Genomic DNA, 20,394 nt, shown 5'->3' on the forward strand with positions numbered 1-20,394 from the left:
TCTGTGGTGCCCCTCCTGGCTGACCAACGCCGTTGGCATTTGCTAGCGGATCAGCTCCAGTGAGGTGATCGTGTAGTCGTTTTCGCTGGAATCCGAAACCGACTTCAGTGTCATGGCGACACCGAGATCCTCGATGAAGGCGCGGGTGGTTTGGTAGTTCCCTTGGTTGCACTCGAGTTCGATGGCGTCTCCGGAGAGCGACTCGAATACCTGGCGGGCAGGAAAACGTCCGCCTACCTTGCACTCCAGAAAGGTGTTCACGGGTTCGTCCTGAGGGGTTGGGGGAACGTTTTCATGGTGCATTCTTGCGCTCAGGACCTGACCGCTGCTCCAGCTTGCAGGGATTGCAGCTTCCAGCGTCTGGGTCACGAGTACGTTGCTGACTCCCATGCCGTTCATCTTTGCCTTCAGTTGGACGAGGTCCGCTTTGACGAGACGGTCGACATGAAAAGTCTCGCTGTAGGTTTCTTTCTTTCTCAGTAGCGATCCTTCGGCATCGAGTGCTATCGATACCGAAGAAGGTGCTTGGTTGCCATTTGTCTGTGACCGGTACGTATAGCGCAACGACTTGAACTTCGGCTGCAGGAGAGGAGCGTCAATCGCGTTGGTCAGGCCCTCCGGTAATGCCACGCTGTCCATGGACGTATCAGGCACTTCCTGGGGGTAGTCAGTCGCTGGAATGTCCGGGCGTAACGCTGCGAGGGTCGCGGCATCGACGGCACCCTGCAGGGAACAACTGATGCGGGTTTGGGCGCTTTGCCCGGTTACCGGCTCAATCAGCAGCACCCGCTCGAGGCGCTTGGTGCCCGGGGCTCCGGGGATCGGCGGGATCATCTGCCAGCGATTGCCATCCTTGATTTCACTGCGAACGTAGGTCGGGCCAAGTGATTGCAAGCGTTCGGGGTGATCCATCAGCTTGCCGAGCTGTCGAGCGACGTCCTCCGCGCTGCCTTCTGCGATGAAACCCCAGAACAGGTAGTAGCCCATCGTCCCGAGGTCGGAGCTTTCGTCCGAGTAGGACAGTAGCTTTATACCGGCGACCTCCGGCGTGTGGCGCACTGGGACGGAGTTCGCCGAGCGACGGGCTCGGTTTTCAACTGCAATCCAGGCAACCTCGCCTGCACGCTCGATCGGTACGTATTGCTCCCAGGTTTTACTGTGGGCCTGAATGCTCGAGAAGAAGCTGGCATCACAGTTGGCGAATGCCTTGAGCGTATCGGACAGTCCGCTATCACTGGCGTGTGCGGTGGAGGACAGCAGCAGGGTTGAGGCGAGAAGGGCGGTGCGGTTTATGCGGTTCATCGAACAGACTTTCCATATCTTCGATTGGGAGCGTTGGTGCTCTGGCGGCATTATCCGATGCTGCCTGTTCCCGAACAATACGACCTGTACCGGCTAGCTGAGCGCAGGCGCCCCGCCTGCCGTCGAGGCAGGGCAAAAAAAGAGGCCGCGTGTGCGGCCTCTTGTGTTCAACGCCCCGTCTCAGGTGCGGAGGATCTCGTTGATCGCGCTGGGCTTCGGGCGCAGCGCGCTGAACACCTGCCAGAGCACGAATGCCAGGGCCAGGCCGAGGAAGGTGCCGGCGATGGGGTTGGTGAAGAAGTCGGCGAAGTTGCCGTCCGACAGCATCAGGCCCCGGCGCAGGTTGGTCTCCGCCATCGGCCCGAGGATGAAGCCGATGATGAACGGCGCCGCCGGCATGCCGGCCTTGACGAAACCGTAGCCGAGCAGGCCGAACAGCAGGATCGACCAGACGTCGAACAGGCGGCTGGACAGGCCGAAGGCACCGACCACGCAGAGCACCAGGATGATCGGCAGGAGGATGTGCTTGGGCACGTCGAGCAGCTTGATGAACAGGCGCAGGCCGTAGAACTCCATGAACAGCATCATGCAGGTGGCGACGATCAGCGCGGCGAAGATGGTGTACACCAGCGGCCCCTGGCTGATGAACAGCAGCGGACCGGGCTGGATGCCGTGAATCAGGAAGCCGCCGAGCATGATCGCGGTCACGGTGTCGCCGGGGATGCCCAGGGTCATCAGCGGCATCATGGCGCCACCGACCCCGGCATTGTTGGCCGTTTCGCTGGCCACCACGCCGCCGATGTTGCCCTTGCCGTAGGTATCACCATCCTTGGCGCGCTTCTTGGCGATGATGTAGGACACCAGGTTGGAGGTGCCGGCGCCGATGCCGGGGAGGATGCCGATGCCCAGGCCGATCGCTCCGGAGCGGGCGGCGTTGGGCAGTTGCTCGCGGAACTCCTTGAGCGAGAAACCGAAGCCCTTGATGTTCTTCATGCTCACCGACTTGGCCTTGCCCTGCACCGCATGGCGACCGCTCTCGGCAAGCTTGATGATCTCGGCCACGGCGAACATGCCGATCATCACGGTGAGCATGGAAAAGCCACCGTTGAGTTCATTGATGCCGAAGGTGAAGCGGCGGATGGCCTCCACGGGGGCGATGCCGACCGTGGAGACGGCGATCCCCAGGGCGCCGGCGAACAGGCCCTTGACCATGGAACCGGCCGACAGGGTGGCGATCAGGGTCAGGGAGAATACGGCGATGGCGAAGTATTCGTGCGGGCCGAAACTCAGCGCCACCTTGGCCAGCTGCGGCGCGATGAACATCAGCGCGACGATGCTGAAGATGGTGCCGAGAAAGGAGAAGACGATGCCGACACCGAGCGCCTTGACCCCTTCGCCTTTCTCCATCAGCGGGCCGCCGTCGAACACCGTGGCGATGGAGGAGGGCGTTCCGGGAATCTTCAGCAGGATTGCCGAGATCAGGCCGCCCGAGGTCGCCCCGATGAACAGCGCCACCAGCAGCGAAAGGCCCGCCTGCGGTCCCATGGTGAAGGTCAGCGGCAGGCACAGCGCCACCGCCATGGTGGCGGACAGCCCCGGTACGGCACCGAAGACGATGCCCATGGCCACGCCAACGGCCATCAGCATCAGGATATGGATGGAGAAGACGGCACCGAAGCCTTGCTGGAGTAATTCGAGCATGGTCGATCCTCAGAGGAAGTTGTTCAGCAGGCCAGCGGGCAGCATCAGGTCGAAGGCCTCGCGGAACAGCAGGAAAATGGCGGCGGAGCTGACCACGGCAATCAGCAGGTAGCTCAGGTGGCGAATCTTCTGGTTCACCGGAGTCAGCACGATGAACTGCAGGTAGAGGTAGACCACGGTCATCAGCGGAAAGCCCACGGGGCCGAGCAGGGCGATGTAGCCCAGGATCAGCAGCAGGGTCTTGATGACGGTCTTGGGTTCGATGATGCCGGGTGCCGGCTCTTCGTTCTTGCCCGCAGGCTGGCTTGGCGTTTCGCCTGCCACACGGGGTTTGCTGGAAAAGGCACTGATCAGTTGCATGACGCCCAGCAGCGACAGGAATCCGGCCAGGAGGGTGGGAACGGTGGCGGCGTCCACACCTTCATGGCCTGGCAGCTGTTTGGCCATCACCAGATAGGCCAGGCTGGCGCCGAGCATGGCGACGCCAATGAGCAGTTCTTTCTTGTTCAGGGTGTTCATCGCGTACCTCGATGTTCTGAGGTGCAACACCGGCCGGATCGACACGGGCCGGTGTTGCGTTAGGGCTTACTTGGCCTTGCGCAGGTCATCCTTGAACTGCATGAAGTCTTCGCGGGTCTTGGCCAGGATCGCTTTCGCATCCTCGGTGGCGAAGTAGGATACCGGCTGTTTGAACTTCTTCAGGTCCTCGGCGTACGCGGGCACTTCGGTGATCTGCTTCATCAGGTCGGACATCTTCTTGACGATGGCCGGGTCGGTGCCTTTCGGGAAGGCGACCACGTAGGGCTTGTCCATGGTGATGTCGAGGCCCTGCTCCTTGAGGGTCGGCACCTCGCCCAGCATGGCGTTGCGCTCGGCGTTGGGCTGGCCCAGGGCGACCATCTGGCCTCCTTTGACGTAGTCCTGCACCGAACCGTAGGTGATCGCGCCCATGTCCAGGCGGCCGCCGAGCATACCGACCACGCGGTCGGACACGGTGCCGCCGTCGACCATCTTCAGCTTGGCGCCGGTCAGTTTCTCCAGCATCAGGCCCTGGATATGCGAGAAGCTGCCCATTTCGGTGCCATAGGTGATGCTGCCGGGGTTGGCTTTCGACTTGTCGACCAGGTCCTGCATGCTGGTCACGCCGGACTGCTTGGAGGCGACGAACACGGTGCTCTTGTCGACGCCGGCGATGCAGGCGATGTCGAAGGTCTCGTAGCTGTCTTCGGTGAGCCCGGCCACTTCGTTGACGATCAGCTGGCCCGGGTGGGTGAAGAGAATGGTGTTGCCATCCGCTGCGGCGCCCTTGACCTGTTCGGCGGCCAGGGTGCCACCACCACCGGCGACGTTGGTCACGACCATGGTCTTGCCGGTGATCTGGTTGAAGTACTTGGCCATGGTGCGGGCATTGAAGTCGGTGTCGCCGCCGGGGTTGGCGATGACCACCACCTGGATCGGACGAGTCGGCCAGTTGACCTCATCGGCGAACGTCGCGGCGTGGGTGACCAGGGCACCGATGCCGACCAGGGCAGAAAGGAGGGAGGCGCGGAATGTTTTTTTCATTGGAATACTCCGGTGTGGATGAAAGCCGCTTGAGTCAGTTGCGGCCGAGGCTGGGACGTTTCGGGTCGTATTGCCAACCCGGAACCAGGTACTGCATGGCCATGGCGTCGTCACGCGCGCCATTGGCCACTTTCTTGTAAAGCTCGTGGGCGGCCATGATCCGCTCCATGTCCGGCTCGATGCCGAGGCCGGGCTTGTCGGGGACCTCCACCTGACCCGCGACGATCTGCAAGGGTTCACGGGTCAGGCGCTCGTTGCCTTCCTGCCAGATCCAGTGCGTGTCGATGGCGGTGACGCGGCCCGGTACGGCGGCTGCCGCATGGGTGAACATGGCCAGGGAAATGTCGAAATGGTTGTTGGAGTGCGAGCCCCAGGTCAGGCCGAATTCCTCGCACACCTGGCCGAGGCGCACGGCGCCCTGCATGGTCCAGAAGTGCGGGTCGGCCAGCGGGATGTCCACCGCTTCGAGGCGCAGCGAGTGGCCCATCTGGCGCCAGTCGGTGGCGACCATGTTGGTGGCGGTGGGAATGCCGGTGGCGCGCTTGAACTCGGCCATCACTTCGCGGCCCGAGTAACCGTTCTCCGGCCCGCAGGGGTCTTCGGCATAGGCCAGCACATGACCCTGACCCTGGCACAGGGCGATGGCTTGCTCCAGCGACCAGGCGCCATTGGGGTCGAGGGTCACGCGCGCATCCGGGAAGCGTGCCTTGATCGCGCGGATGGCGTCCATCTCTTCGGCGCCGTGCATCACGCCGCCCTTGAGCTTGAAGTCGTTGAAGCCATAGCGCGCATGCGCGGCTTCGGCCAGGCGGGCGATCGCCTCGGGCGTCAGCGCGGCCTGGTGGCGCAGGTGGTACCAGTCATCGCTCGAACCCTGGCCGCTGAGGTAGGGCAGGTCGGTACGCTGGCGCTCGCCTATGTAGAAGAGGTACGCCAGCATCGGCACGCGGTCGCGCTGCTGGCCGCTGCCGAGCAGCTCGGCGACGGGGACGTCGAGATGCTGGCCGAGCAGGTCGAGCAGGGCCGCCTCGACGGCGGTGATCACGTTGTCCAGGCGCAGGTTGATTTCGTGGGGCTGCTTCAGCACCCGTGCTTCGGATTCCGAGGTGACCTGGTGCTGGGTGGTCTGCGGCCCTTTGCCCGGCCCGGCGATCGCCTGGCGCAGGCGATTGAGCACGCGGTTGTAGCGCCCGACCGGCTGGCCGATCACCAGCTCGCGGCAGCGCTCCAGCGCCTGGCGGATACCTTCGCCGCCAGGGACTTCACCACAACCGACACGGCCTGCGTTGTCCCTGAGCAGCACCAGGTTGCGCGTGAAATAGGGGGCGTGAGCGCCGCACAGGTTGAGCAGCATGCTGTCATGGCCGGCAACAGGAATGACCTGCATCTCGATGACATGTGGCGTGCTGGTGGAGGAGGCTTCGTACATCTTGGCAGGGGCTCCGAACTGGGCGCGGCCCTCGGCCGCTATGGCAAGGGGGCGGTTCAGTCGAGCAGCGCGGCCGGCAGGGGCGCGGGGCTGCAAGGCGTGAGAGCAGGGGCGAAGATGGCCGCGAAGCCGGCTTGGGACGTACGCTGCGGGCAATCGCTGGCTGCAACGCAGGCGCTGGCGCAGAGGAGGTGAGCGGCAGTGACGGTCGATGACATGACCCGGGCCTCGCTTGTTTTTATTGGAATGTCATAGGTTGTCGTATGACTTGGTGAAATTAGTACCAGCCTGTTCCTGGCCTGTCAACGCTCCTCATGCGTCTCGATGATTGCGTTGCCATCTGCCTTGACCTGTGGGTCGGGACCTGTTTACGTCTGGCTTTGCCGTCTAGGGCAGGTTTTTCCGGGGATGAGGGAAATGGCACCGGGATGTGCGACGAACGGAGGGTATAAAAACTGGTGTTTTTTTTGTTGTTGTACGATAACGTATCTCTACAGCTGCGGCTGACGTCATTCCTCACAACTCGCTTTACAGGGTGTTCGCATAATGAATCCACAAGAACTTAAGTCCATCCTCTCCTCCGGTCTGCTGTCTTTTCCCGTGACCGACTTCGATGCTGCCGGTGATTTCCATCAGGCGGGCTACGTGCGCCGCCTGGAGTGGCTGGCACCCTACGGTGCATCCGCCCTGTTCGCTGCCGGTGGCACCGGCGAGTTCTTCTCCCTGGCGCCGAGCGAGTACAGTGCCGTGATCAAGACGGCCGTGGATACCTGCGAGAAGAGCGTGCCGATCCTCGCCGGCGTTGGTGGCCCGACCCGCGTGGCCATCCAGATGGCTCAGGAAGCCGAGCGCCTGGGCGCCAAGGGGCTGCTGCTGTTGCCGCACTACCTGACCGAAGCCTCGCAGGAGGGCGTCGCCGCTCATGTCGAGCAGGTGTGCAAGTCGGTGAACATCGGCGTGGTGGTCTACAACCGTAACGTCTGCCGCCTCAATGCCAGCCTGCTGGAGCAGGTCGCCGAGCGCTGCCCGAACCTGATCGGCTACAAGGATGGCCTGGGTGACATCGAGCTGATGGTGTCGATCCGTCGCCGCCTGGGCGAGCGCCTGACCTACCTCGGCGGCCTGCCGACAGCCGAAGTCTATGCCGCTGCCTACAAGGCCCTGGGTGTGCCGGTCTATTCCTCGGCGGTGTTCAACTTCATCCCGAAAACCGCGATGGCCTTCTACAAGGCGATTGCCGCCGATGACCACGCCACCGTCGGCAAGCTGATCGATGACTTCTTCCTGCCGTACCTGGATATCCGCAACCGCCGTGCCGGTTACGCCGTGAGTATCGTCAAGGCCGGTGCCAAGATCGTCGGCTACGATGCCGGCCCGGTGCGTGCGCCGCTGACCGACCTGCTGCCGGAAGAATACGAGGCGCTGGCCAAGCTGATCGAAGCGCAAGGCGCGCAGTAAGCGCCACGGGTGCCCTAGGGCCCCCGCATGCCGTTGTCCCCTCGGCGGGGCAACGGCCCGCTGTTCGTCGAACCCCATAAGAACAACAGGGTAACCTTGATGAATTCACAGACGCCTGCCGCCATCGGCACCCCGCTGATCACCGAGCTGCAAGTCGTACCGGTCGCCGGTCAGGACAGCATGCTGCTCAACCTGAGCGGTGCCCATGGTCCGTATTTCACCCGCAACATCCTCATTCTCAAGGACAGCGCCGGTCACGTCGGTGTCGGCGAAGTCCCCGGCGGCGAGGGCATTCGCAAGACCCTCGAAGACGCCCGCGCGCTGCTCGTCGGCCAGCCGGTCGGCAACTACAACGCATTGCTCAACCAGGTGCGCCGTGCCTTCGCCGACCGCGACAGCGGTGGCCGTGGCCTGCAGACCTTCGACCTGCGCATCACCATCCACGCGGTCACCGCGCTGGAGTCGGCGTTGCTCGACCTGCTCGGCCAGCACCTCGGCGTGCCGGTGGCGGCGCTGCTCGGCGAGGGCCAGCAGCGCGACGCGGTGGAGATGCTCGGCTACCTGTTCTTCGTCGGCGACAAGGGCAAGACCGATCTCGGCTACCGCGACGAGGCCGAGGCCGATGACGAATGGTTCCGTGTGCGCAACCAGACCGCGCTGACCCCGGAGACCATCGTCCGTCAGGCCGAGGCCGCGCACGCCCGCTATGGTTTCAACGACTTCAAGCTCAAGGGCGGCGTGCTCCATGGCGAGGCCGAGGTCGAGGCGATTCGCGCCCTGGCGGCGCGCTTCCCGGAGGCGCGTGTGACCCTCGACCCCAACGGCGGCTGGTCGCTGGACGAAGCCATTGCCCTGTGCCGCGACCTGCATGGTGTGCTGGCCTATGCCGAGGACCCCTGTGGCGCCGAGAACGGCTACAGCGGACGGGAGGTGATGGCCGAGTTCCGTCGCGCCACCGGCCTGCCGACCGCGACCAACATGATCGCCACCGACTGGCGGCAGATGGGCCACACCATCTCCCTGCAATCGGTGGACATCCCCCTGGCCGACCCGCATTTCTGGACCATGGCCGGTTCCGTGCGCGTGGCGCAGATGTGCAACGACTGGGGACTGACCTGGGGCTCGCACTCCAACAACCACTTCGACATCTCCCTGGCCATGTTCACCCACGTCGCCGCTGCGGCGCCGGGACGCGTCACGGCCATCGACACCCACTGGATCTGGCAGGACGGCCAGCACCTGACGCGCAACCCGCTGCGCATCGAAGGTGGCCTGGTACAGGTGCCGAAGGCCCCAGGCCTGGGCGTGGAGCTGGACTGGGATGCGCTGGCGCAGGCGCACGAGCTGTACCAGGCCAGGGGCCTGGGCTCGCGCGACGACGCCAGCGCCATGCAGTACCTGATTCCGGGCTGGAGCTTCAACAACAAGAAGCCCTGCCTGGTGCGTTGAATCGGCAGGCCCGGCCCCGAGGCCGGGCTTTGCCAGCCTGCCGCGAGTCGTCCAGATGCAAGCCGCCCAATCCGGCCGGGTGCGTTACCGCATCCTGCTGATGCTGTTCCTGGTGACCACGGTCACCTTTGCCGACCGCTCCAGTCTGTCCATTGCCGGTACTGCCCTGCAGGCCGGCCTGGGTATCGATGCGGTAGCCCTCGGCTATATCTTCTCGGCGTTCGGCTGGGCCTATGTGATCGGGCAGATTCCCGGGGGCTGGCTGTTCGACCGTTTCGGCACCAAGCCGGTCTACACCCTGGCGCTGTTCGCCTGGTCGCTGCTGACCCTGCTGCAGGGGTTCGTCGGCTGGTTGCCGACCACCTGGGCCGTCAGCAGTCTGTTCCTCCTGCGCCTGCTGGTGGGATTCGCTGGCGCGCCATGCTTTCCGGGCAACGCCCGGGTCACGGCGTCCTGGTTCCCTTCGGCCGAGCGCGCTACCGCCACGGCCATCGCCGGTTCGGCGCAGTACGCCGCCACGGCCCTGTTCGCGCCGCTGATGGGTTGGGTGGTGCAGGCCCTCGGCTGGCAATTCGTCTTCATCATTCTCGGCTGCCTGGGCCTGGCGCTGTCGCTGCTGTGGCTGAAGAACCTCTACGTCCCGCGCGAGCATCCGCTGCTGGGCGCGGCGGAGCTGCAGCTGCTGGAGCAGGGCGGGGCGCTGGTCGACCTCGACCAGCGCAGTGGCGCCGGCGGCCCGCAGTGGCGTCACCTACGCCTGCTGCTGACCCAGCGCACCCTGCTCGGCATCTACCTGGGGCAGTACTGCAACAACGCCATCACCTATTTCTTCCTCACCTGGTTTCCGGTGTACCTGATCCAGGCTCGCGGCATGAGCATCGTCGGTGCCGGCTTCGCCGCCGCGGTGCCGGCCATCAGTGGCTGCATCGGCGGCGTGCTCGGCGGGCTGCTGTCCGACGGCCTGCTGCGCCGTGGCCATTCGCTGACCCTGGCGCGCAAGCTGCCCAGCGTGTTCGGCCTGCTCCTGTCATGCAGCCTGGTGCTGTGCATCTTCGTCGAGAGCGACGCGGCGGTGGTGGCGCTGATGACCCTGGCCTTCTTCGGCAAGGGCCTGGGCTCGCTGGGCTGGACGCTGGTCGCCGACACCGCGCCCCGGCAGATCCTCGGCCTGTGCGGCGGGCTGTTCAACACCTTCGGCAACCTGGCGGCGATCACCACGCCGATCATCATCGGCTACCTGGTCAGCCTCACCGGCTCGTTCGACGGCGCGCTGCTGTACGTCGGCGCCAATGCCCTGCTCGCGGTTGTCGGCTTTACCCTTATCGTCGGTCGTATTCACAGGCTCGAGCTGCCGGCCGATGGCCGCAGCGCGGCGGCCTGAGCGCAAAACAGGAGAACCCATCCATGCAGTTGATTCCCCATCAGGATTCGCCCCGTTACATCCGCCTGCACCCGAGCGACAACGTCGGCGTGGTGGTCAACGACCAGGGTGTGGCCGCCGGCGGCCGCTTCGACGATGGCCTGACGGCCACCTGCGGCATTCCGCAGAGCCACAAGGTGGCGCTGCAGGACATCGCCGAAGGCGGCGAGGTGGTGCGCTACGGCGAGGTCATCGGCTATGCCCTCGAGCCCATCGCCGCTGGCAGCTGGGTCACCGAGCAGGTGCTGCGCATGCCCGAGCCGCCGCTGCTGGACAATCTGCCCAAGGCGACCATCAAGGCCGTACCCGGCGAACCGTTGGAAGGCTACACCTTCGAGGGCTTCCGCAACCCGGACGGCAGCGTCGGCACCCGTAACATCCTCGGCGTGACCACCACCGTGCAGTGCGTGGTCGGCGTGCTCGATCACGTGGTCGAGCGGGTGCGCCGGGAACTCCTGCCCAGGTACCCCAACGTCGATGACGTGGTGGCGCTGTCGCACAGCTATGGCTGCGGCGTGGCGATCAATGCGCCGGATGCCGTGGTGCCGATCCGCACCCTGTACAACATCAGCCGCAATCCCAACTTCGCCGGCCAGGCGCTGGTGATCAGCCTCGGCTGCGAGAAGCTGCAGGCCAGCCAGTTGATGGATGGCGACCTGCTGACCAACGGCATGGACGAGGAGGACTGGCTGTTCCGCCTGCAGGACTCCGGCAGCGGCTTCGCCGGCATGGTCGAGCAGATCATGGGCATGATCGAGGCGCGCCTGCAGGTCCTCGACCTGCGCCGCCGCGAAACGGTGCCCGCGAGCGAGCTGGTGGTGGGCATGCAGTGCGGCGGCAGCGACGCCTTCTCCGGCATCACCGCCAACCCGGCCCTGGGCGTGGCCGCCGACCTACTGGTGCGCGCCGGTGCCACGGTGATGTTCAGCGAGAACACCGAGGTGCGTGACGGTATCCATCTGCTCACTCCGCGTGCCGCCAGCGTCGAGGTGGCCGATGCGCTGATCCGCGAGATGGACTGGTACGACCGCTACCTGCAGCGCGGCATGGCCGACCGCAGTGCCAACACCACGCCGGGCAACAAGAAGGGCGGGCTGAACAACATCGTCGAGAAGGCCATGGGCTCGATCGCCAAGTCCGGCAACAGCCCGATCGCCGGGGTGGTCGCGCCGGGCGAGCGCATTCGCGGCAAGGGCCTATGGTTCTGCGCCACGCCGGCCAGCGACTTCATCTGCGGCACGCTGCAACTGGCGGCGGGGATGAACCTGCATATCTTCACCACCGGGCGCGGCACGCCCTACGGGCTGTCCATGGTGCCGGTGATCAAGGTGGCCACGCGCACCCAGCTGGCCGAGCGCTGGCCCGACCTGATCGACGTCGACGCCGGGCAGATCCTCTCCGGACGCATGACCCTGGAACAGATGGGCTGGTACATCTTCCAGCTCTACCTGGACATCGCCAGTGGCCGCAAGCAGGCCTGTGCCGAGCGCCTGCGCCTGCACAATGACCTGGTGCTCTTCAACCCGGCGCCGGTGACCTGAGATGACACGACTTCCCGAAGACCTGCTCCCGGCCCTGCGCGACGCACTGGGCGAGGCCGGCCTGATCACCGATGCCGAGCGCATGCAGAGCTACCTAAGCGACTGGCGCAACGCCTACCGTGGCCAGGCTGCGGCGGTGTTGCGCCCGGGCACGACCGAGGAGGTCGCAGCGGCGGTTCGCCTGTGCGCGCAGGCCGGCGTCGCGCTGGTGCCGCAGGGCGGCAATACCGGCCTGTGTGGCGGCTCGATTCCGGATGCGTCGGGGGCGCAGATGGTGCTGTCGCTGACCCGTCTGAAGCGCATCCGCGAGGTGGATGTGGCCAACGCCACCATCACCGTCGAGGCCGGCGTGATCCTGCAGCAGCTGCAGGACGCGGCAGCCGAGGTCGGTCGTCTGTTCCCGCTGTCGCTGGGCGCCGAAGGCAGCTGCACGATCGGCGGCAACCTGGCGACCAACGCCGGCGGCACGGCCGTGCTGCGCTACGGCAACATGCGCGACCTGGCGCTCGGCCTGGAGGTGGTACTGCCTGACGGGCGCATCTGGGATGGCCTGCGCGGCCTGCGCAAGGACAACACCGGCTACGACCTCAAGCAGCTGTTCATCGGCAGCGAAGGCACGCTCGGCATCATCACGGCTGCCGTGCTCAAGCTGTTCCCGGCGCTGCGCAGCCTGACCACCGCCTGGGTCGCCCTGCCCAGTCCGCAGGCAGCCGTGACGTTGCTCGGGCAGATGCGCGGGCTGTGCGGCGACCGCCTGACCGGCTTCGAGCTGATGTCGCGGCAAAGCCTGGAGTTCGTTCTGCGCCATGTCGCGGGCGCCAGCGATCCCTTCGCCGAGGGGCATCCCTGGTACGTCCTGATCGAGCTGAGCGACACCCAGCCCGATGCCGCGTTGAACGACCTGCTGGAGCAGGGCCTGGGCGAAGCCTTCGAACAGGCGCTGGTGCTCGACGCCGTGGTCGCCGGCAGCCAGGCCCAGGTCGAGGCCCTGTGGGCGCTGCGCGAAGGCATTTCCGAGGCGCAGAACCACGAGGGGCCGAGCCTCAAGCACGACATCAGCGTGCCGGTCAGCCGCATCCCCGACTTCATCGCGCGTACCGACCGGGCGCTGCAGCAGGCCTTTCCCGGCGTGCGCGTCGTGGCCTACGGTCACGTCGGCGACGGCAACCTGCATTACAACATCAGCAAGCCGCCCGGCAGCGACGATGCGCCCTTCAAGGCCCAGGCCGAGGCGATCATGCGGGTGATCTATGACTCGACCCTGGAGGATGACGGCAGCATCAGTGCCGAGCATGGCCTGGGGCAATCCAAGCGTGCGGCGGCGCAGCACTACAAGGCGCCGCTGGAACTGGAGCTGATGCGCAGCATCAAGCAGGCACTCGATCCCGCCGGGCTGATGAACCCGGGCAAGCTGTTGTGAACCCGACCGATATCCACGCCGCTGACGGCGTCCACAGACCGACGAGAGAGGAGGCATCATGAGCAAGGTTCGAGTGTTGCAAGTCGCGCCGCTGAGCGAGCGTTTCAATCGTGAGCTGGCCGAGCGGTACGAGGTCTGCGCCCTGTGGCAGCAGGCCGATCCGCTGGCTTTCCTGCGTGAGCAGGGCGAGCGGTTTCGCTACCTGGTGTCGTCGGCGCGCTTCGGTTGCAGCGCCGAGCAGCTGGCGCTGCTGCCCAATCTCGAGGCGATCAGCAGTTTCGGCGTTGGCTACGACCCCTATCCGCTGGAGCTGCTGCGTGATCGCGGCATCGCCATCAGCACCACCCCGGATGTGCTCAACGACTGTGTCGCCGACCTGGCCTTTGGCCTGATGCTCGACAGCGCCCGGCGCCTGAGCGAGTCCGACCGTTTTACCCGCAGCGGTGCCTGGAACGGTGCGGCGTTCCCGCTGGGGCGGCGGGTCAGTGGCAAGCGTCTGGGCATCGTCGGCATGGGGCGCATCGGCGAGGCGGTGGCCTTGCGGGCGTCGGGCTTCTCCATGTCGGTGCGCTACCACAACCGGCGCCCGGTCGCGGGCAGCAGCTACCAGCATGAGCCGGACCTGCTGGCGCTGGCGCGCTGGGCGGACTTCCTGGTGCTGACCTGCCCCGGCGGCAAGGCGACCCATCACCTGATCGACGCGGCGGTGCTCGCGGCGCTGGGCAGCGATGGTTTCCTGATCAACGTGGCGCGTGGTTCGGTGGTGGACGAACCGGCGCTGATCGACGCCTTGCAGAACAATGTGATCGCCGGGGCCGGTCTGGACGTCTACGAGCAGGAACCCCTGGTGCCGGCGGCGCTGCGCGAGCTGGACAACGTGGTACTGCTGCCGCACGTCGGCAGTGCCAGTGTCGAGACACGCCAGCAGATGGCCGACCTGGTGCTGGACAACCTGCGTGCTTATATCGACACCGGCACGCTGCTGACTCCGTTGTAGGGCGGCTACAACCCGCCAACCAGGGCGGCGGGTTTCACCCGGCCTATGGTCCTGAATACGCCGGGTTGGCAATCGCTGCCTGGCCTATCGTTGCCGCGCCACAAGCGCGGCGATCGTTTCTTTCCTCTCCTGCTGCATCCCGGCGCACCACAAGTGCGCCGTTTTTCATGCCGCGCGATGATCGGGCCGCACAAGCCCTGTAGACTGCGGTGTTTTCCGCAGGCAAGGGATCAGTCACCGTGCAGTCGGTCATTACCATCGAACAATTGAACAAAACCTATGCATCGGGCCACCCGGCCCTGCAGGGTATCGACCTGGACATTCGCCAGGGCGAGATCTTCGCCTTGCTCGGCCCCAACGGTGCCGGCAAGACCACCCTGATCAGCATCATCTGCGGCATCGTCAACCCCGGCGAGGGCAGGGTGCTGGTCGGTGGCAAGGACATCGTCCGCGACTACCGTGCGGCCCGCTCGCAGATCGGCCTGGTGCCGCAGGAACTGGTCAGCGACGTGTTCGAAACCGTGTGGGCCACGGTCAAGTTCAGCCGTGGCCTGTTCGGCAAGAAGCCCGATCCGGCCTACCTGGAGCAGCTGCTCAAGGACCTCTCGCTGTGGGACAAGCGCAACGCCAAGATCATGGAGCTGTCCGGCGGCATGAAGCGCCGGGTGATGATCGCCAAGGCGCTCTCCCATGAGCCGCAGATCCTCTTTCTCGACGAGCCCACCGCCGGTGTCGACGTCGAGTTGCGCCGCGATATGTGGAACATGGTGCGGCGCCTGCGCGAGCGCGGCGTGACCATCATCCTGACCACCCACTACATCGAGGAGGCCGAGGAAATGGCCGATCGCATCGGGGTGATCAGCGCCGGAAGGATCGTGCTGGTGGAGGACAAGCAGGTGCTGATGCACAAGCTGGGCAAGAAGCAGCTGACCCTGCAACTGCAGCAGCCGCTGTCCTGCGTGCCGGCGGAGCTGGCGCGCTACGGCCTGGAACTGGCGGACCAGGGCCATGCGCTGGTGTACACCTTCGATGCCCAGCACGAAAACACCGGCATCGCCGAACTGCTGCGTGATCTGGCGCAGCACGGTATCGATTTCAAGGACCTGCAGTCGAGCCAGAGCTCGCTGGAGGAGATCTTCGTCGGTCTGATCAAGGAGGCGCGTGCATGAACCTGTATGCCATCAAGGCCATCTACCTGTTCGAGCTGGCGCGCACCTGGCGCACCCTGCTGCAGAGCATCGCCACCCCGGTGATCAGCACGTCGCTGTACTTCGTGGTGTTCGGCTCGGCCATCGGCTCGAGCATGACCCAGGTGCAGGGGGTGAGCTACGGCGCCTTCATCATTCCCGGGCTGATCATGCTGGCGTTGCTGACCGAGAGCATCTCCAACGCCTCGTTCGGCATCTACATGCCCAAGTACTCGGGGAGCATCTACGAGATTCTCTCGGCGCCCGTCTCCTACCTGGAGATTCTCATCGGCTACGTCGGTGCGGCGGCGACCAAGTCGGTGATCCTCGGCGTGGTGATCCTGATCACGGCGCGGCTGTTCGTCGACTTCGAGATCCAGCACCCGCTGTGGATGGTGGCGTTTCTGCTGCTCACGGCGCTGACCTTCAGCCTGTTCGGCTTCATCATCGGCGTCTGGGCCGATGGCTGGGAGAAGCTGCAGATCGTGCCGGCGCTGATCGTCACGCCACTGACCTTCCTGGGCGGCGCCTTCTACTCCATCAGCATGTTGCCGCCGACCTGGCAGACGGTGACCCTGTTCAATCCGGTGGTGTACCTGATCAGTGCCTTCCGCTGGAGCTTCTACGGGGTGTCCGACGTCAACGTCGGCGTCAGCCTGGCGATGGTGCTGGGCTTCCTGCTGCTGTGCATTGCCCTGGTGGGCTGGATCTTCAAGAGCGGTTACCGCCTCAAGAGCTGATGCCGCGCCTGTGCTCGGCTAACGTCGTGCAAGTGTCAAACAGTAGGAGCGGCTTCAGCCGCGAAACGAGGGCGCGAGGGCATCACGCCCTGCTCATGCTCAGTCGGTAGGGAAGCTGAAACCCGCCATGAATAGGTGGCGGGTTGCACCCGCCCTACGAGTCGTCGCGGCTGAAGCCCTTCTCACAGGCGGCGTAGGGTGGGTGTCGCGCTTCACATCCGCCACCCGGCTGGATCGACAAGGCGCGATCCAGCCTGAGCAGTCGTCTGTCTCACTTCACCCGCAGTTCGCAGTCGAAGGTATCCGCGGGCGGTACGCTCGGCTCCCACGGCTGCTGGTAGGTCAGCAGCAGGCGTCCCTCGCCCGGCTCGCGGGCGCTGAAACGCCAGGTGGAGATACCGCCTGCGCCCACCAGACCAGCATCCTCCGGGTTGGTGTAAACCTCCGGGCCAAGGCTTTGCAGCACGTTCGTCGCCGTGTCGCGGAGCATCCAGCGGAAGCCGGTGGTGGGGTTGCTGGGCAGGCTGAGAATCAGCAACTGGCCCTTGGTCAGCGTCAGTGGGCACTGCCGATCCTTCTTCAGCTCCAGCGTGCCGGACTGATGGGCGCAGGCCGTGAGCAGTGCCAGGGCGGACAGGGTGAGCAGGCGCAAGGGGGCGTGCATGATGAACTCCAATCGATGAAACCTGGCTCAGCATAGCCGCACGAGCAAGCCACAAGCTACAGGTTGCACGCGACAAGCCGAAGCGCGCGCCGCTCTTTCCTGCAGCTTGAAGCTGGCCGTCAGCGGCTATTCGAAAAGCACCTTGGCCACGTCGCCAAAGCGTCTGGCGAAGTGTACCGTCAGGCCTTCCTTGAGGTAGTCGGGCAGCTCTTCGTAGCTGCCGCGGTTGGCTTCCGGCAGGATCAGCTCATGCAGCTTCTGCCGGCGCGCCGCGATGACCTTCTCGCGCACACCGCCGATCGGCAGGACCTGGCCGGTGAGGGTCAGCTCACCGGTCATGGCCACGCCTTTCTTCGGCGCCTGGTCGCGTGCCAGGGAGAGCAGGGCGCTGGCCATGGTGATCCCCGCGCTGGGACCGTCCTTGGGCGTGGCGCCTTCCGGCACGTGCAGGTGGACGAAGGCCTGGTCGAAGAAGCTCGGGTCGCCGCCGAACTGCTTCAGGTGCGAGCTGACGTAGCTGTAGGCGATCTCCGCCGACTCCTTCATGACGTCACCGAGCTGCCCGGTGAGCTTGAAGCCGCGATTGAGGGTGTGGATGCGCGTCGCCTCGATCGGCAGGGTGGCGCCACCCATGCTGGTCCAGGCCAGGCCGGTGATCACCCCGGTACCCGCCAGTACCCGCTCGTTGCGGAACACCGGCATGCCGAGGGCCTCTTCCAGGTCCTTGGCACCGATGCGGATCTTCGCCTCGGGGTCGTCCAGCAGTTTCACCACGGATTTGCGCACCAGCTTGCCCAGCTGTTTCTCCAGCTGGCGCACGCCGGCTTCACGGGCGTAGCCCTCGATCACCGCGCGCAGGGCGGCATCGCTGATGCCCAGGCGTGATTTCGGTACGCCGGCCTTTTCCAGCTGCTTCGGCCACAGGTGGCGCTTGGCGATGGCCAGCTTTTCCTCGGTGATGTAGCCGGACAGGCGGATCACCTCCATGCGGTCGAGCAGCGGCCCGGGAATCGAGTCGAGGGTGTTGGCGGTGCAGACGAACAGCACCTTGGACAGGTCCAGACGCAGGTCCAGGTAGTGATCGAGGAATTCGACGTTCTGCTCCGGGTCCAGCGTTTCCAGCAGCGCCGAGGCCGGGTCGCCCTGGTAGCTGGTGCCCATCTTGTCGATCTCGTCGAGCATGATCACCGGGTTCATCACCTCGGCTTCCTTGAGGGCCTGGACCAGCTTGCCGGGCATGGCGCCGATGTAGGTGCGGCGGTGGCCCTTGATCTCGGCCTCGTCGCGCATGCCGCCCAGCGAGAAGCGGTAGAACGGCCGGCCGAGGGATTCGGCGATGGACTTGCCGATGCTGGTCTTGCCCACGCCGGGCGGGCCGACCAGCAGCACGATGGAGCCGGCGATCTCGCCCTTGAAGGCGCCGACCGCGAGAAACTCGGTGATGCGCTGCTTGATGTCGTCCATGCCGGCGTGGTGCTTGTCCAGCACCTTGCGCGCGTGGCCGAGGTCGAGCTTGTCCTGGCCCTGGATGCCCCAGGGCAGGGCGGTGGCCCAGTCGAGGTAGTTGCGCGTGACGGCATACTCCGGAGAGCCGGCCTCCAGGATCGACAGTTTGTTCAGTTCTTCGTCGATGCGCTTCTGCGCGGCGGCCGTCAGAGTCTTGCCTTCCAGGCGGGCGAGAAATTCTTCGCGGTCGGCGCTCTTGTCGTCCTTGCTGATGCCCAGCTCCTGCTGGATCAGCTTCAGCTGTTCCTTGAGGAAGAATTCGCGCTGGCGCTCGCCGATCTGCTTGTTGACCTCGGCCGACAGCTCCTTCTGCAGGCGGCCGACCTCGACCTCCTTGCGCAGCAGCGGCAGCACCTTCTCCATGCGCTTGAGCATGGGCACGGTGTCCAGCACCTCCTGCAACTCATGGCCGGAGGCGGTGGTCAGGGCGGCGGCGAAGTCGGTGAGCGGCGACGGCTCGTTGGGGCTGAAGCGATTGAGGTAGTTCTTCAGCTCTTCGCTGTACAGCGGGTTGAGCGGCAGCAGTTCCTTGATCGCGTTGATCAGCGCCATGGCGTAGGCCTTGACCTCGTCGCGCGGATCGGCAGGCGCCTGCGGGTACTCCACCTCGGCCAGGTACGGGCCACGGCGGCTGAGCCAGCCACGAATGCGCACGCGGGTCAGGCCCTGGGCGACGAACTGCAGCTTGCCGCCTTCCTCGCTGACATGGTGCAGACGCACCAGCGTGCCGTGCTCCGGCAGGCTGTCGAGGTCGAACTCGCCGTGCTCGTCGGGCGGCGTGTCGACGTAGAACACTGCCAGGGATTTGTGCTCGGTATTCTCCACGCGTTTGAGCGTGCGCCCCCATGGGTGCTCGTTGACCATCACCGGCAGGACCTGCGCCGGGAAGAACGGGCGGTTGTTGATGGGGATGATGTAGAGCTTGTCCGGCAGTCGCTGCGCGGGCAGAACCAGGCCGGTCGCGCCAGGCTGTAAGGTTTCGTCGACTGCTTCGGGGTGGATGTCCTGATCGTTCATGGAGCACCTTTGCTTGCACGTTGCTTGCTACATGGGGCGGCAGCTGCAGGTTTTCAACGCTTCAATCCAGGCCCAGGCGAATCCCCTGCAGGCGTTGTTCGATCAACGGCGTGAGCAGGGCGAAGCAGTCATCCGGGCTCAGTTGCACCTGAGAGGACTCGATCAGCTCGGTCTGCAGGCGCTCGATCAGGGCCTGCAACGGCGGCGCTTGCTGCTGGCTCAGCAGGCGCTCGCAGAGAAAGCGCAGCTGCATCTGCAGCCCCGGCGGACAGCGCTCGTAGCTCGCTGCGCGAACCGCCAGGCCGCGCAGGCGAGAGAGGTCCTCGAGCGAACGGCAGGCTTCGCCCAGGCCGCGGATGGCAGGGCGGTGGTGGCGATAGAGGCGGTCTTCGAGCTGTTCGATCACCGCCAGCAGGGCTTCGATCAGGCGGCAATGCGCGTCGAAGTCGCCGGGCTTGCGCCGTAGCTGCGGCCAGTCCTGCTGCAGGGCTGGCAGCTGCAGGCTGGCGCCGGGCCAGTTCAGCCACAGGCTGTCGAGCTGCCGGGCCACTCGCGTGCGCTGCTCGAGGTTCCCGGCACCCTGCATGGCTCCCAGCCCGCGATGCAGCTGCAGTGCCTGGAGCAGGTCCAGACAGCGCTGCGCGACCTGCCTGTGCTGCTGCAGGCGTGCCGACTGCTGGCGGGCCTCCTGGCGCTGGGTCAGCCAGAAGCTCAATGCCAGCAGGGTGATCAACAGGGTGACGGCGAAGAGGGCGGCATGACTCATGGAGGCTCGTGAGGGCGGCGTGCAGGTTCATCCTTCGATGAAGCAACTCCCCTGCCAGCCGCAGAGGGGGGCGGATTCCGGCAGTACGCGCCTGTCGTGTTGCACGGAAATGGAGCAGGCGACCGCACCGGGGTACCTGATGGTGCCTGGGTTGCTATAGGTGCAACCTTGTTGCTGATGGGTGGTTGCGGCGTTTTCTTGCGGAAAAGAGTAAAGTGCAACCCTTGTTTCGTG

At 65.3% G+C, this 20,394-nt stretch carries 16 protein-coding genes; 8 read left to right on the forward strand and 8 right to left on the reverse strand.

Annotated features, from left to right (window positions below; genetic code table 11):
* Positions 1–42 precede the first annotated feature (42 nt).
* The 5 genes from EWH21_RS07320 to EWH21_RS07340 all read right to left on the reverse strand — a co-directional run bounded on the left by EWH21_RS07320 (position 43) and on the right by EWH21_RS07340 (position 5,995).
* Complete coding sequence (locus EWH21_RS07320; RefSeq protein ID WP_152488127.1) at positions 43–1,302, reverse strand: hypothetical protein; 1,260 nt, start codon at positions 1,300–1,302, stop codon at positions 43–45.
* 180 nt (positions 1,303–1,482) lie between these two features.
* Positions 1,483–3,003: a tripartite tricarboxylate transporter permease gene (locus EWH21_RS07325; RefSeq protein ID WP_037047129.1), complete on the reverse strand. Its 1,521-nt coding sequence runs from the start codon at positions 3,001–3,003 to the stop codon at positions 1,483–1,485.
* A gap of 9 nt (positions 3,004–3,012) precedes the next feature.
* Entirely contained in the window at positions 3,013–3,522 is a 510-nt protein-coding gene (locus EWH21_RS07330; protein ID WP_134677295.1) for a tripartite tricarboxylate transporter TctB family protein, read from the reverse strand.
* 66 nt (positions 3,523–3,588) lie between these two features.
* Entirely contained in the window at positions 3,589–4,566 is a 978-nt protein-coding gene (locus EWH21_RS07335) for a tripartite tricarboxylate transporter substrate binding protein (protein ID WP_037047135.1), read from the reverse strand.
* Positions 4,567–4,600: 34 nt separating this feature from the next.
* Positions 4,601–5,995: an enolase C-terminal domain-like protein gene (locus tag EWH21_RS07340; protein WP_277700188.1), complete on the reverse strand. Its 1,395-nt coding sequence runs from the start codon at positions 5,993–5,995 to the stop codon at positions 4,601–4,603.
* A gap of 546 nt (positions 5,996–6,541) precedes the next feature.
* Between EWH21_RS07340 and kdgD the strand changes: the two genes are divergently transcribed.
* The 8 genes from kdgD to EWH21_RS07380 all read left to right on the forward strand — a co-directional run bounded on the left by kdgD (position 6,542) and on the right by EWH21_RS07380 (position 16,207).
* Positions 6,542–7,453 carry a 5-dehydro-4-deoxyglucarate dehydratase gene (gene kdgD, locus EWH21_RS07345; RefSeq protein ID WP_037047142.1) on the forward strand — a complete coding sequence of 304 codons (912 nt, stop codon included), beginning with the start codon at positions 6,542–6,544 and terminating at the stop codon, positions 7,451–7,453.
* A 99-nt stretch (positions 7,454–7,552) separates the two neighbouring features.
* Positions 7,553–8,902 (forward strand): glucarate dehydratase, encoded by a 1,350-nt coding sequence (gene gudD, locus EWH21_RS07350; RefSeq protein WP_037047144.1) that lies wholly within the window; start codon positions 7,553–7,555, stop codon positions 8,900–8,902.
* A 55-nt stretch (positions 8,903–8,957) separates the two neighbouring features.
* Entirely contained in the window at positions 8,958–10,283 is a 1,326-nt protein-coding gene (locus tag EWH21_RS07355) for an MFS transporter (protein WP_037047146.1), read from the forward strand.
* A gap of 23 nt (positions 10,284–10,306) precedes the next feature.
* Complete coding sequence (gene garD / locus EWH21_RS07360) at positions 10,307–11,863, forward strand: galactarate dehydratase (RefSeq protein ID WP_152488132.1); 1,557 nt, start codon at positions 10,307–10,309, stop codon at positions 11,861–11,863.
* Position 11,864: 1 nt separating this feature from the next.
* The gene (locus EWH21_RS07365; protein WP_152488133.1) at positions 11,865–13,283 is read left to right on the forward strand and encodes an FAD-binding oxidoreductase; all 1,419 of its coding nucleotides are present in this window, start codon (positions 11,865–11,867) and stop codon (positions 13,281–13,283) included.
* Positions 13,284–13,341: 58 nt separating this feature from the next.
* The gene (locus EWH21_RS07370; RefSeq protein ID WP_152488134.1) at positions 13,342–14,280 is read left to right on the forward strand and encodes a 2-hydroxyacid dehydrogenase; all 939 of its coding nucleotides are present in this window, start codon (positions 13,342–13,344) and stop codon (positions 14,278–14,280) included.
* Positions 14,281–14,519: 239 nt separating this feature from the next.
* Positions 14,520–15,449 (forward strand): ABC transporter ATP-binding protein, encoded by a 930-nt coding sequence (locus EWH21_RS07375; RefSeq protein ID WP_047591735.1) that lies wholly within the window; start codon positions 14,520–14,522, stop codon positions 15,447–15,449.
* Positions 15,446–16,207 (forward strand): ABC transporter permease, encoded by a 762-nt coding sequence (locus tag EWH21_RS07380; RefSeq protein WP_037047162.1) that lies wholly within the window; start codon positions 15,446–15,448, stop codon positions 16,205–16,207. Before EWH21_RS07375 ends, EWH21_RS07380 begins: the two co-directional genes overlap by 4 nt.
* Positions 16,208–16,478: 271 nt before the next feature.
* Here EWH21_RS07380 and EWH21_RS07385 read toward each other — a convergent pair whose 3' ends face one another.
* The 3 genes from EWH21_RS07385 to EWH21_RS07395 form a co-directional block, all read right to left on the reverse strand.
* Positions 16,479–16,871, reverse strand: coding sequence for a protease inhibitor I42 family protein (locus tag EWH21_RS07385; protein WP_037047429.1), 393 nt, complete (start codon positions 16,869–16,871; stop codon positions 16,479–16,481).
* Positions 16,872–16,997: 126 nt separating this feature from the next.
* On the reverse strand, positions 16,998–19,394 hold the full coding sequence (gene lon / locus EWH21_RS07390; protein WP_277700189.1) for an endopeptidase La: 2,397 nt from the start codon (positions 19,392–19,394) through the stop codon (positions 16,998–17,000).
* Positions 19,395–19,455: 61 nt separating this feature from the next.
* Entirely contained in the window at positions 19,456–20,160 is a 705-nt protein-coding gene (locus tag EWH21_RS07395; protein WP_277700190.1) for a hypothetical protein, read from the reverse strand.
* Positions 20,161–20,394 lie beyond the last annotated feature (234 nt).

This window comes from Pseudomonas sp. REST10, assembly GCF_029542605.1.
Taxonomy (GTDB): domain Bacteria; phylum Pseudomonadota; class Gammaproteobacteria; order Pseudomonadales; family Pseudomonadaceae; genus Aquipseudomonas; species Aquipseudomonas khazarica.

Excerpts from the sequence above, each read along its gene's own strand:
- EWH21_RS07320 (WP_152488127.1), bottom strand. The coding sequence starts at position 1,302 with ATGAACCGCATAAACCGCACCGCCCTTCTCGCCTCAACCCTGCTGCTG.
- EWH21_RS07325 (WP_037047129.1), bottom strand. The coding sequence starts at position 3,003 with ATGCTCGAATTACTCCAGCAAGGCTTCGGTGCCGTCTTCTCCATCCAT.
- EWH21_RS07330 (WP_134677295.1), bottom strand. The coding sequence starts at position 3,522 with ATGAACACCCTGAACAAGAAAGAACTGCTCATTGGCGTCGCCATGCTC.
- EWH21_RS07335 (WP_037047135.1), bottom strand. The coding sequence starts at position 4,566 with ATGAAAAAAACATTCCGCGCCTCCCTCCTTTCTGCCCTGGTCGGCATC.
- EWH21_RS07340 (WP_277700188.1), bottom strand. The coding sequence starts at position 5,995 with ATGTACGAAGCCTCCTCCACCAGCACGCCACATGTCATCGAGATGCAG.
- kdgD (WP_037047142.1), top strand. The coding sequence starts at position 6,542 with ATGAATCCACAAGAACTTAAGTCCATCCTCTCCTCCGGTCTGCTGTCT.
- gudD (WP_037047144.1), top strand. The coding sequence starts at position 7,553 with ATGAATTCACAGACGCCTGCCGCCATCGGCACCCCGCTGATCACCGAG.
- EWH21_RS07355 (WP_037047146.1), top strand. The coding sequence starts at position 8,958 with ATGCAAGCCGCCCAATCCGGCCGGGTGCGTTACCGCATCCTGCTGATG.
- garD (WP_152488132.1), top strand. The coding sequence starts at position 10,307 with ATGCAGTTGATTCCCCATCAGGATTCGCCCCGTTACATCCGCCTGCAC.
- EWH21_RS07365 (WP_152488133.1), top strand. The coding sequence starts at position 11,865 with ATGACACGACTTCCCGAAGACCTGCTCCCGGCCCTGCGCGACGCACTG.
- EWH21_RS07370 (WP_152488134.1), top strand. The coding sequence starts at position 13,342 with ATGAGCAAGGTTCGAGTGTTGCAAGTCGCGCCGCTGAGCGAGCGTTTC.
- EWH21_RS07380 (WP_037047162.1), top strand. The coding sequence starts at position 15,446 with ATGAACCTGTATGCCATCAAGGCCATCTACCTGTTCGAGCTGGCGCGC.
- EWH21_RS07385 (WP_037047429.1), bottom strand. The coding sequence starts at position 16,871 with ATGCACGCCCCCTTGCGCCTGCTCACCCTGTCCGCCCTGGCACTGCTC.
- lon (WP_277700189.1), bottom strand. The coding sequence starts at position 19,394 with ATGAACGATCAGGACATCCACCCCGAAGCAGTCGACGAAACCTTACAG.
- EWH21_RS07395 (WP_277700190.1), bottom strand. The coding sequence starts at position 20,160 with ATGAGTCATGCCGCCCTCTTCGCCGTCACCCTGTTGATCACCCTGCTG.